This window comes from Terriglobus albidus, assembly GCF_025685425.1.
GTDB lineage: Bacteria > Acidobacteriota > Terriglobia > Terriglobales > Acidobacteriaceae > Terriglobus > Terriglobus albidus.
This window is the reverse complement of record NZ_JAGTAS010000055.1, coordinates 59,774-72,707: the sequence shown is the minus strand read 5'-3', so window position 1 is coordinate 72,707 and position 12,934 is coordinate 59,774. Positions and strand designations below refer to the sequence as shown.

6 protein-coding genes are annotated in these 12,934 nt (G+C 57.4%); 3 read left to right on the top strand and 3 right to left on the bottom strand.

The genetic code is table 11. The annotated features are described in order from the left end of the window. Positions 1-36: 36 nt before the first annotated feature. Positions 37-3,405: a carboxypeptidase regulatory-like domain-containing protein gene (locus OHL21_RS14135; protein WP_263417930.1), complete on the bottom strand. Its 3,369-nt coding sequence runs from the start codon at positions 3,403-3,405 to the stop codon at positions 37-39. Between the two features lie 712 nt (positions 3,406-4,117). Next, entirely contained in the window at positions 4,118-4,984 is an 867-nt protein-coding gene (locus tag OHL21_RS14130; protein ID WP_263417929.1) for a LysR family transcriptional regulator, read from the bottom strand. 235 nt (positions 4,985-5,219) lie between these two features. On the opposite strand from OHL21_RS14130, the gene katG reads away from it, so the two are divergent. After that, positions 5,220-7,400 (top strand): catalase/peroxidase HPI, encoded by a 2,181-nt coding sequence (katG, locus tag OHL21_RS14125; RefSeq protein ID WP_263417928.1) that lies wholly within the window; start codon positions 5,220-5,222, stop codon positions 7,398-7,400. 127 nt (positions 7,401-7,527) lie between these two features. Beyond that, positions 7,528-8,916: a PP2C family protein-serine/threonine phosphatase gene (locus OHL21_RS14120; protein ID WP_263417927.1), complete on the top strand. Its 1,389-nt coding sequence runs from the start codon at positions 7,528-7,530 to the stop codon at positions 8,914-8,916. Between the two features lie 32 nt (positions 8,917-8,948). On the opposite strand, the gene OHL21_RS14115 is transcribed toward OHL21_RS14120, so the two are convergent. Then, positions 8,949-10,271, bottom strand: coding sequence for a hypothetical protein (locus tag OHL21_RS14115; protein WP_263417926.1), 1,323 nt, complete (start codon positions 10,269-10,271; stop codon positions 8,949-8,951). A gap of 249 nt (positions 10,272-10,520) precedes the next feature. On the opposite strand from OHL21_RS14115, the gene OHL21_RS14110 reads away from it, so the two are divergent. After that, on the top strand, positions 10,521-12,848 hold the full coding sequence (locus tag OHL21_RS14110) for a glycoside hydrolase family 31 protein (RefSeq protein WP_263417925.1): 2,328 nt from the start codon (positions 10,521-10,523) through the stop codon (positions 12,846-12,848). The last annotated feature ends 86 nt before the right edge of the window (positions 12,849-12,934 follow it).

Sequence of the window (12,934 nt, the reverse complement as noted above, 5' to 3'; positions counted from 1 at the left end):
GCGGGTCGAGAATTGTGCCCTCGACCCGCCACATGGTTAGAAGCTGAGTTTGCCGCCAAACTGCAGTTGGCGTACAGTGCCGGCGCCGGTGATGCGGCCGAAGGTCGCTGTGCCGATCGTGCTGCCGGGGTTGGAGTAGCTGGGATTATTCAAGGCATTGGAAGCCTCGGCACGGAACTGGAATTTGACATGCTCCGTGATCGGGAAGGTGCGCGCCAGATTCAGATCGACATTGTGATAGGCAGGGCCCGTCAGGAAGTTACGAGGCGTGTTGCCGTTGACAGGAACGCCATTGGTGGGCACTGCATTCTGAACAAATGCTGATGTATTGAACCACTGGTTGAGTGAGCGCTGTACCGCATTGGGGTCGCCGATCACGGAGGCACGGTCGTTGGTCTGACCGTCCAGGTTGGCATCGAGCGAATTCATTACGGTGAAGGGAGAGCCGCTGCGCAGACGGGCGAGAGGTGAGATCTCCCATCCGTTCGTGATTGCCTTGAGCCAGCGCTGTGGTCCGGTGTAATAGTCCGGCTGCCAGACAATGCCGATCGTCGACATCTGACGGTAGTCGTTGTCGGTGCGGCCGCGTTCGTCACGCAGACGTGTGTAGTTCTGCGCTGTGCCCCCGGGACCGGAGCTTTCAAGTCCCACGCTCGACAGTGACTTTGACCATACATAGGTGCCGCTGACTGAGAAGTGGTGAGACATGCGCTGCGTAATCGTAGCCTGCAGCGAGTGATACGAGGAGGACTGATTCGACTCGGTGCGCAGGATGGTGCCAAACGGCTGGTAAGGACGCCGGCACTGAACATTGCCGGTTGTCGCCGTGAGGATGGGAGCGCCGGTTGAACCGCTGGTGCATCCCGAACTGCCGGCTGCGAGACCATAGTTCGTGCTGAGTCCCGGGTAGTTGAGATCAGGAGCATAAACCTGGTTGCGGCTGAGTGCTCCCACATACGCAAGAGAGATGCCCCAGGAGTTGGTAAGCTGCTGCTGGACAGAGAGATTCATCTGCACGGTATAGGGAGAATCCGCCGTCTTGCTTGTCGGCTGGATGGGGCCGGCTACCGGAAAGAAGTTGCCGCTGTATGGAAAGATATTTCCGGAAGGTTGGCCGCGATACGGATTGGAGAGACTGGCGCCCGTCGTGCTGGAGACGACAGGGAAGCTGTAGCGAATGGCGAAAGGAATGGTGTTGCCGCTCGCCATCCAACTTTCTTCTGAGAGAGAGCCCCAGAAAAGTCCCGCGCCGCCGCGGAAAGCGGTTTTGCCATTTGCAAATGGATCGTAGGCAAAACCGAGCCGGGGAGAGAAATGGCTATACCGGATAGGTGTGATACCGCGAGAGATGCCTGCGTCCCCGGGGAAGAGCAGGCCTACGGGAGCATTCGGCCGCACCGTAGATTGCTGTCCAGGCACAAAGCTGGATTCGCGATTTGCAGGGTCGACCGGCGGCGTCTGAATGTCATAGCGCAATCCCAGATTGACCGTAAGCTGCCGATTGAGGCGGAGATCATCCTGCAGGAAGAAGGATGAGGTAAGGGTAACGGCGGAGACGGAGGCAGGCGCGTCCTGCTGTACCGAACTGGGTAGACCGAGCAGGAAGTCGCCAAAGCCTGCGAGTCCGGTGGACTGACTGCCGACGCGAGTCACGCCTCCATTGAAGGAGAAGCTTCCCCAGTTATTCAGATTGGCGACCTTCTGCGATTTGTCGAGGACGGCCTCGCCCCCGAATTGAAGTGTGTGGCGGCCAAGCGTCCAGGTGACCAGGTCACGGACGGCGTAATTGTTCGTGAACCCGGGACCGGAGTTCGTTTCCCCAAGAGTGAAGTAACCGGTGATGGAGAGATTAGGCAGAGCCTTCGGTCCCTGCGGTGTGAAGGCTGAACCGAAGTCAGCAAGCGAGAGTGTCGGGGTGTTGACGCGATTCGAGAGCAGGCGCGTGTAGGAGATCCAGGCATTGTTGACGACGGCCGGGGTGATGGTCCAGGTGTGTCCAAGAACAAAGTTCTGCTGCCGCCAGAACATGTTCTGCGAGGAGTAAGGAACGTTGCTCGATCCACCACGAGCTGCATTGAAGCCGCTGGAGTTGAAGTAGGTGGCCGACAACTGCTGGTTCGCGTTCAGCGTGTGATTCAGCTTCAGCAGAAAGTCATCGGTGTTGTAAGGAGAGCTGAAATACCCTTGCCACGAAGGATAGGTGCCGACGGAGCTGGAGAAGGTCGTATTCGGAGCCGGCAGATAGCTCTGCATGAACCTCGCGGCAACCGGATCAAGATGGCCTGCGGGAATGATGTTCCCTGGATAGGTCGTTCTATTGGCTGCGCTGGAACTGCTGTACGGATTGCAGATGAGGTACTTGCCGCTTGCGAGATCCGCAGCGGACAGGACGGGAGCGGAACCTGTCGCGCACGAGTAGGCCGAGGTCGCCGAAAGATTGGCAGGGAAGTGATCGCTCAGATTGCCGGCCTGATTGGCGGCTGTAGGAATGATGGAGTTCTGCAGGAAGGTGCCGCTGGTCTGGCGAAGACCCGCATAGGAGCCGAAGAAGAACGTCTTGTTGGGTACGATCGGCCCGCCAAGCGTGGCCCCGAACTGATTGCGGTGTAGAGGAGATTTCGGGAGAGAGGCATTTGATCCCCAGTCGCGCGCGTTGAGCTTCTGGTTACGAATGAACTCAAAGACCGTACCGTGGACCGTGTTCGTCCCCGTCTTGACCAGCGCATTGATGATGCCAGAGGCAAACCGTCCGTACGGGGCGCCGTAGTTGCTGGTCTGAACGCGAAACTCCTGCAGCGCATCGGGGTTGGGAAGGATATTCCCTGAGTTGCGCAGGCCGGTCATATTCGGTGCGCCGTCAAGATAGTAGTTGACGGAACCGGCGCCGTTGTCGCTGCCTCCATTGATCAGGGTAATCTGCGCGGGAGCGCCAAACGATTGAATGTTGGAGTTGGTCTGCACGCCGGGCGTTAGGTCAAGCAACTGATAAGGGTTGCGGTTCACCAGGGGAAGCTCAATCATCTGGCGTGAGTCCACCGTGGTTCCGACTTCAGCGTTGACCGTGTTGACCAGCGGCGCCGAAGCAGTGACTTCGATTGATTCCGTCACTTCACCGGCGGAAAGAGCGATGTCCACGCTTGCCGGAGCTCCAGCATTGAGCGTGATGCCCTTCTGCACAAACCGTTTGAAGCCCGGCATGGATACGGTGACGGTATAGTTGCCGGTCAACAGGAAGTCGATACGGTATGCTCCATCGCTTCCCGTCTGCGCGGACTTCGACTGCCCACGGTCATTATCTGTGGCTATTACGGTGGCATTTGGGATGGCGGCTCCGGTGGGATCCGTGACCGTGCCGACGATAGAAGTGGTAGTGACCTGGCCGAAAAGTGAAACGGGGGCCGCCAAAATCGACACGAGGAATAGGGCGCGATACACGTATGATATAGTTTGATGTCCAAACAAATAAAACTTGAACTACGCCCGCTTTTTTACTCTTAGAAACTATTTGTTGTAAATAAAAAACTGCATTTGGCTCAAAAACCGAGATATCCGCTGGTTTATGGATGCTCCCGGAACGATGTCTGCACTCCGTCGGGCGTGCAGATGTGCTGTCAGAGGGCGGAAGGGAAAGATTACTGCCTCGGAGGTTTAGGGTATATCGGCATGCTGAGCGGGGCAATTTTGCCTGGCTTTTTGTCATTTCTCCGCTATCGCTGCGAAATGACAAACAAAACACAATCCTATATGTCGACGCATTAGGGCTATGCCGCGAATCGTAGAGCTTTGTAACAGCCTCATTCTCTTCAATCTTCCTGTCACGTTCGCCGCCATTCGGCCGATAAAAACTTTGAGACCGAGGGTTCCATCGATGGCATGGAAGTTCTAGAGCATTCTCCGTGTTGCTCTAGAACTTCATTAGTCGAGATTAGGGAAGCCGGTCATGCAGTTGGTGGCCGACCTCTCTCTTCATCGTGATCTCTCCTTCGATCACGGTGCAACGTGGTTGTCGTTTGTAACAAATGGCAAGTAATTCTCCTTCGCCGGTCAGTATGTGGGCTCGCTGCGTTCTGGCCGGCAACTTTTTTGCCCCCCGCAGCTCGCTTTCCGTCGTCAGATCTCACTTTTGGATCCCTGCAAGAAATGCCTGCTGAATGCGGTTAAAACTACGCCCTCGCAAAACTGCGGCAACGATGGTGCGGGTAGCGCGCGCATCGCTGACACGAATGTAGCGGCAGCCTGGGTTGCGGTCGATGGCCATCTCCGGAAGGATCGAGATACCAACTCCGGCAGCGACCATTCCGATAAGACTACTGAACTGGCCGCTCTCGAAGGCGATACGTGGCGTGACGTGAGCATGCGTGCACGCGGCAATACTGAGATCGCGGAAGCAGTGTCCATCACGCAACATGACGAAGGACTCGCCACGTAGCTCTTTGAGGGAGAGCGATTTCGCTCCGGCACGAGGATGATCCTTCGGCAGCACAGCGAAGAGTGGCTCGGTATGGAGAGGGAAGAGTTCCAGATCCTTGTGGCGCAACGGCAGGGCCAGAACCGCAATATCGATCGAAAGATTCCGCAGGCTTTCCACCAGTACCGGTGTCATCTCTTCCACAATCCGCAGATTGGCTTCGGGGTATCTCTTCGCAAATGCAGCCGTGTGGCGCGGCATCAGGAAGGGCGCGATCGTGGGGATAACGCCGACGGCGACGCTGCCGCGGACGTCAGCAGATTTATCAGCGACAGTCGCCCGTGCCGCCTCCATCTGGTTGAGAATTGAGCGGGCATGAGGAACGAAGGCACGGCCGGCCTCTGTGAGGCGGACGCTGCGCCCCAGCCGGTCAAAAAGCTTTGCCCCCAGGTCATCCTCAAGCTTAAGAACCTGCTGTGAAAGCGATGGCTGGGCGACTTGACAGCGCTCTGCGGCACGGCTGAAACTGCCTGTTTCAGCAATGGCGCAGACGTAGCGCAACTGATGGAATTCCATAGGAGATAACTATACTCCGGATGGGAAATATGTATTGGAGCTATCGATCCCCCGAGTGCTACAGTCATCTGGTCGAGAACGACGAGAGCGAATGGTGCGCGTGTTTTACACGCGGCTGAAGAAAACAACAGCGGATCGGGCGTATAAGGAATGACGGCTTCTGCACCCCAAGGCAGACGCTTCCATTGCGCCAGATGCGATGAGTGAACAAGCATTCAAGAAGGAGAAGAGATCCATGGCAACCGAAGCAAAGTGCCCCTTTCATCACGGCAGCAGTCCCGGGACAACGAATCGTGAGTGGTGGCCGAACCAGTTGAATCTGAATCTACTGCATCAGCACTCGTCTCTGTCCGATCCCATGGGCGAGGATTTCAACTACGCGGAAGAGTTCAAGAGCCTGGATTATGCAGCGCTGAAGAAAGACCTTCTGGCGCTCATGACCGACTCTCAGGACTGGTGGCCGGCCGACTTCGGTCATTACGGTCCGCTGTTTATTCGCATGGCATGGCATAGCGCGGGAACCTATCGCACTGGAGACGGTCGCGGCGGCGGCGGCAGAGGCCAGCAGCGTTTCGCTCCGCTCAATAGCTGGCCTGACAACGTCAACCTTGACCGAGCCCGCCGCTTGCTCTGGCCCATCAAGCAGAAGTATGGCAAGAAAATCTCGTGGGCTGATCTCATGATTCTCGCCGGTAATGTTGCTCTGGAATCCATGGGATTCAAGACCTTCGGCTTTGCAGGTGGACGTGCAGACGTGTGGGAGCCAGATCTCGACGTTAACTGGGGACTCGAAACGACCTGGCTGGGTACCGACAAGCGCTATTCCGGAGAGCGCGATCTCGCGAATCCTTTTGGTGCGACGACCATGGGGCTGATCTACGTGAATCCGGAAGGGCCTGAAGGTAAGCCCGATCCAGTCGCGGCCGCGCGGGACATCCGCGAGACCTTCGGCCGTATGGCGATGAACGATGAGGAGACCGTCGCTTTGATCGCGGGTGGCCACACCTTCGGAAAGACCCATGGCGCAGGTCCGTCTCACCATCAGGGGCGTGAGCCGGAGGGAGCCCCGATCGAAGAGCAGGGGCTGGGCTGGACGAGCGCTTACGCTTCCGGCATTGCAGGGGACGCCATCACCAGCGGCCTGGAAGTCACGTGGACGAAGACACCGACGAAGTGGAGCAACGATTTCTTCGATCATCTCTTCAAGTACGAGTGGGAGCTGACCAAGAGCCCCGGCGGCGCGCATCAGTGGAAGCCAAAGGGAGATGCGGGTGACGGTACAGTGCCGGATGCCCACGATCCGTCCAAGCGTCATGCCCCGGCGATGCTCACCACCGATCTCTCGCTGCGCTTCGATCCGATCTATGAAAAGATCTCGCGTCGCTTCTACGAGAATCCGGCTGAGTTTGCGGATGCCTTTGCTCGTGCGTGGTTCAAGCTGACGCATCGCGATATGGGACCGCGGGCACGCTATCTCGGCCCGGAGGTTCCGGCGGAAGAACTGATCTGGCAAGATCCTGTTCCCGCGGTGGATCATGTGCTGGTGGATGAGCAGGATGTTGCCTCGCTCAAGCAGAAGGTACTTGCTTCGGGTCTGTCGATCCCGGAGCTGGTCTCCACGGCCTGGGCTTCTGCATCTACCTTCCGTGGCTCTGATAAGCGCGGTGGCGCGAACGGCGCACGAATTCGTCTCGCTCCGCAAAAGGATTGGGCGGTGAACCAGCCGCAGCAACTGGCAAAGGTCCTGAAGGTGCTTGAAGGAATTCAGGGCGACTTCAATGGCTCACAGCCCGGTGGCAAGAAGGTCTCGCTTGCAGATCTCATCGTCCTGGCTGGGTGTGCAGGTGTCGAGCAGGCCGCGAGAAATGCCGGTATTAATGTGACCGTCCCCTTTACTCCGGGCCGCACAGATGCCTCACAGGAGCAGACCGATGTGGCGTCAGTCGCGATGCTTGAACCAATTGCAGACGGCTTCCGGTCCTATACCAACGGCAGCGGCATTCCGGCCGAGATCACTCTGCTGGATAAGGCACAGTTGCTCACACTGACCGCGCCCGAGATGACCGTACTCGTAGGTGGTATGCGTGCGCTGAATGCCAACTTCGGACAAACGAAGTATGGCGTCTTCACCGAGCGGCCGGAGGCGCTTACCAACGACTTCTTCATCAACCTGCTTGATATGCGAACCGTGTGGAAGTCAACTTCAGACGCCAACGATGTCTTTGAAGGGCGAGACCGCAAGACAGGGAAAGTCCGGTGGACGGCAACACGCGCCGATCTGATCTTCGGTTCCAATGCCCAGCTACGGGCCCTGGCTGAGGTCTACGGAAGCGAAGACGCACACGGCAAGTTTGTTCAGGACTTCGTTGGAGTCTGGAACAAGGTGATGAATCTCGATCGCTTTGAGCTGGCGTAGATAACAGCATCTTTGTATCGCAACCACTCAACCTCAACCTGTCCGGAACGGCCGGACCCGGTTGAGGTTGAGCACGTTTAAGGCGCCATTATCCGATTCTTTAGATCGGATAAGATGAGGGGCGCACATGTTTCAACCCGATCCACAATTCGCCAGAAGCGAAGTGCTCCGGACGTTCAACCATGCCCAGGTCTATCTCTTCCTGGGGGCGGCCATCAGCAGCATTGGCATGGTCGCGAGCTTATTCGCATTATTGCGCCGCCGGTTTGATCCGCTTCTTCTTTGGTTCGCGCTGCTCGCCCTGCTTTATGGTGGCCGCCTCTGGATGAGGTATCAGCTTCTTTTGCTGCTGGGCCTGCGGCCGCCGGTCTTTTGGCGAATTTATACAGCGGTTGGATTTCTGGTCCCCATTCCGGCGTTTTTCTTCTTCCGCGAACTGAATCTACTCGGGCGGGCTGGACGCATCGCATCTAATATCATCTGGCCGGTCGCGTCGCTGCTTGCTCTTGCAGGCTTGATCTTCGGGTCTCAGCAGGTCTTTTGGAACATTAACAACGGGTTCGTCGTTATTGCTCTTTTGCTCGTTTCCATTGCGCTCGTTCGGGCTGACTCGGAGAAAGACGATATTCGTCTCGTCCGCAGGGGGCTGTTACTGTTCATTGCTTCTGCGCTTTATGGGAATGTGAGCGAGTTCTTCGACCGGCATGACAACATAGAGCCCTTCGGATTTGTAGTATTGCTCGCCTGCCTGGGTATCGTGGCAGGTCGCCGGGCTCTTGGAAAAGAACAGCAGCTATCGACCATTCAGAAAGAGCTCGAGATCGCCCAGCGAATCCAACTCTCATTGCTGCCCGTTTCCTTTCCTATATCCAAGAGATTCCAGGTCGCAGCCCGCTACGTTCCTATGACCTCGGTCGCAGGTGATTTTTATGAGTATGTGGTTGCAAGCGACGACGAGGCAGGGCTACTGATTGCCGATGTGTCCGGTCATGGTGTTCCCGCAGCGCTGATCGCATCCATGGTCAAGCTCGCCATTACCACGCAGCATCAGAACGCGCGTACACCCGCGGAGCTTCTATCCGGTATGAATGATGTTCTTTGTGGAAATACTCAGAGCCAGTTCGTGACGGCGGGATATGTCTACCTGAGTGCCGCGGACCGGGAACTGCGATACGCTGCCGCCGCTCATCCGCCAATGCTTCTTCTTCGCCACGGTGCAACGATCGAAATCGAAGAGAATGGGCTTATGCTTGCCGCGTTCAACTTCGCGCAGTATCAGACCGTAAGTGTCCCTATTCAACCGGGCGACCGTTTCGTACTGTATACCGACGGAATTCTCGAAGCGGAAGACGCGGAGAAGATAGAGTTCGGCAAGGACCGGCTTTGTGCGTTGGTTCGCGATACGGCTGGGCGAACTTGCGCCGAAGCGGCAGACCACATCATTGAGTCAATCCGGCGATGGGCTCCTCACCAGAATGACGACCTTACCGTCCTGATCTGCGACTACATTGCATGAGGCGTGGAAGCCGGACTTCGGAATAACGTAAGTCACCAGGTGTGAACAGAGACGAGTTCTGTCGAGACCGCTTTATAATCCACGACTTTGATGCGGAGTACGGCCTGCAGGTTCTTGTGCTGCCAGTTAGGTGCAAGCCTGTCGAGCTTTTTGATCGACTCCTCATCACAGGCAAAGTCAGTCGCCGCCAGAGTGCCATATTGCCCCATGCCGGCAAGGCTGAGAAACGGCCCCGTGGCGTTGCCGGAGAGCAACCGTGTAACCAGCGCATAGTCTTCGGTGTCGTGCGAGTCGGATGATGCGTTGAGCAGCCAGCTCTGGCCGGGGTTCAGATGATCGTCGATGCGGTTGCGGCTGGTGAGGGTGAAGCGCAGCTTCTTCGTGAACTCCCGCGTCATCTGGTTATTGAAGCCGCCGATGGAGACAGTCGGATTGCTGCGCACCTCCGCGAACGAGATATCGTTCGAGAAGCGAATTTGCTGTGGCTTATTGAAGCCAGTCAGCGTTCGCGTAATCTCCGCAACAGCGGCGACGTCACCCAGAGCGACAAAGCTGTCCGGCGCAGAATGCAGGCCGATGGAGTCCACAGTTTGATGGGGATCGAGCGTGGGGAAGAACTCCATGCCGGAAGCTTCCAGATGGTGCTCTTTAACATAGTTGTCGGAAAAACCCTCTGAGAGCCGGTAAACCGCATTGCTTCCCACGGACAGCAGTACGGGAGAGTTTGTCGTGAGTAGAGGTGACCAGAACTGCTGCACGGCGCCATGAGGACGAGCGCTGTAAAACCGGATCCCGAGTGCCGCAAGGACGACGGCCAAGACAATGCCGGCTGTGAGGATGACTCGCCGATTGCGTCTCGGGTGATCTTGGACAACTTGAACCGTGGGTACCGCAACCTGGAGCTCGGGGGGCAAGCCTGAAGGAGCGACTTCGGTCGCCCGGGCAGCCGAAGCTTCCTCCTGCTTGGGAGAAGCGAGAAATTCAAAGGCCGCCCGGTATCCCCCCACCGGGATAGAGATCCGGGGGCTGGCCGACGGATTGGCCTGGTAATAGATGGCCAGTCGCTTCCGAAGGTCCGCAACACGAATGCGGACGACAGGGTCTTCGCCGGGCTCATAGTCTGCCGGCCGATGGAAGACCTCTTTCCCGATCACGCGCTCCCGCAGCAGAGCTTCGTCTCCCGCAATGCTGTGTTCCACCACGTATCGCAACAGCGACTGATTTTGCGAAGAAGAAGAGAAAGAGGAGCTCGTCAGGATCTCCTGGACCGCAGCCCAGATCTGCTCCCGCTCGCCTGAAGCGAGGGGAGAGATGTCTTTCGCGTGCGCGTCCACAACCTGGGGGACAGATTTCATGGGACAGAGAGGTATGCTACCTCTCCCTTTCTCGGGCTGTCAAAGTTGATTTCAAAGGACTTAGCTCCGTTACCTGAATCTCTGTACTGTATTGCACCTTGTCGGATGTATCTGCAGATAAGTGTAGTGATTCGGCATCTGAATCTTCTTATTTTTTGAGACCAAAAGAAAAGAGAGAGTGTGTCGGCTAGCAAACAAAGTCTGTTTCGACACCTTGCAGGAGGCTGCCGTTGGGCAGTAGGGGCCGCTATGTTGCTGGCTACGCTGGAGGGAAGTGCGAGGGCACAGTTTGTCCTGCATCGCAATGAGGCCACCGTGGTGGTCGAACCCTACGCGCCGAACATCGTTCATGTCAGCTTGAGCCTGCGGGAACAGGATGCCGTGGCCCCGGCGGGCTATGGCATCCTGGCCCGTCCGGTGGCAGATGGATGGACACAGCGACAGGGAGCCGACGGAGCTCATTTCCGCTCCCAGGCGCTGGACATCCAGGTGGCGCCTGCCAGTGAGAAGAAAGCGGAGTCAGGAACGCACGCAGACATTGCGAAGTTCTTCAACGGATCGACCCCATGGGTAGGGTTACATATCGCTACGGTGGATGGTCGGTCGCTGGTCGACCTCAGAGGCTGGGGCATGGCCGTACCGAACTACAAGGACGGAACGGCCTGGCTCAACGCGGATCGCAGGCCCTCTGATCCTCCCTTCTTCACCGTAAGCGCCAGCTTTAGCGCCGCCGCCGATGAGCATGACTACGGCATGGGGCAAAACCAGGAGGGCTACCTCGACCGCCGCGGCCACGTGCTTCGTTGTGCGCACGACTACAACGCTCCCGGCGGGCAGAGCGTTTGTGTGCCGTTCGTCGTCACGAATAAAGGGTACGGGCTCGTCTGGGATAATCCGTCACGCACTACGGCCAGCTTTGGCTTCAACGACCAGAACACCTTCCTGAGCGAAGTTGGCCAGCGGGTAAGCTTCTTCATCATCGCCGGGGACTATGAGGCGCAGTACAAGGGCTACCGGTTGTTAACCGGCGATACGCCAATGCCGCCCAAGTCGGCCTTCGGGTACATCCAGTCGAAGCAGCGATACACGAGCCAGCAGGAGCTGCTGCAGGTCGCCAGGGGATACCGCGAGCGCCATCTACCGATCGATGACCTGGTGATCGACTGGTTCCACTACACAAAGATGGGGCAGATGGATATGGATCCGGCGAAGTGGCCGGACCCGGTAGCCATGAATCGTGAGCTGCACCAGATGCACTTCCAGACGATGATCAGCGTCTGGCCAAGGTTTGTCCCCGAGAGCCGCTATTACAACACGCTGATGCAGAAGGGATGGCTGATGCATCAGGACGACGGAACACCGACGAACGGCTTGCCCTACGATCGCGCCGGATCGGACATCGACACCACAAATCCGGAAGCGGCGCAGTGGTACTGGAACACGGTACGCGATAACTATGTCTCCAAGGGCTTCGACGCCTTCTGGGCAGACGAAACAGAGCCTGATCTCCCTCCGAACGGCAGCTACTTCCATGTTGGGCCGGGAACACAGTTCTTCAACGTCTATCCGCTATTTCATACGGCTGCTTTCTACAACGGCATGCGCAAGGATATGCCAGGACGAGCGCTGATCCTCTCCCGCGATAGTTATCTGGGAGCGCAACACAACGGCGCCATCTTCTGGTCGAGCGATATCTCTCCGAGCTGGGATGTCCTGCGCCGCCAGGTCCCGACCGGATTGAACTTTGTTGCCAGCGGTATGCCGTACTGGTCTACCGATATAGGCGGATGGCAGTACCTTCCGCAGTCTCATAAACCGGAGCATCCGCCCCTGCTCGATCCGAGCGATGCGCGCGAGAACGTCGGTGGATTCGACGACTATCCGGAGCTGTATACCCGCTGGTTCGAGTACGGAACCTTCCAGCCCAACATGCGCGCGCACGGATCGCGTCTGCACAACGAGGTATGGAGCTATGGCAAGCAGGCCGAGCCGATCCTCGAAAAGTATTTGCGGCTGCGTTACGAGCTGATGCCCTATCTGTATTCGCTGGGATGGCAGTCACATCTGACCGGCGCTCCCTTCATGCGCGGTCTCTTTCTCGACTTCGGCAACGATCCGAATGTCGCCGATCTCGGAGACGAATACATGCTTGGTCCTGCGCTCCTGGTGGCTCCTGTAACGGAGCAGGGGGTGACGACACGCAGCGTGTATCTGCCCGCGGGAGCCTCCTGGTACAACTTCTGGACCAACGAGTGTCTGCAGGGCGGTCAGCGTGTAACAGTGGCTGCGCCGATCGATACCATCCCTGTCTTTGTGCGTGCAGGATCGATTCTTCCACTGGGCTCCATGGTGGAGAGTACGCAGGACAAGCAGACTATTTCGACGATCAAGGTCTATACCGGCGCCGATGGTCAGTTCACGCTCTATGACGACGATGGCACGACCTATGCCTACGAGAGCGGAAAGCACCATATAGCCGAGCTGCATTGGGATAACCATGCGCAACGGCTGAATTCCAGTGATGCGTCGATTCCAGTCGATCCGGCAAAGGGTGTCGTGCAGGTGGTGCACCCATGAAGCACTGTGTCTCTGCCATCAGGGCATCACCCGTGCCGACTCTGCGAATCGTTCCGATATAGAGACGTTCCAAGAGGCCTATCAAG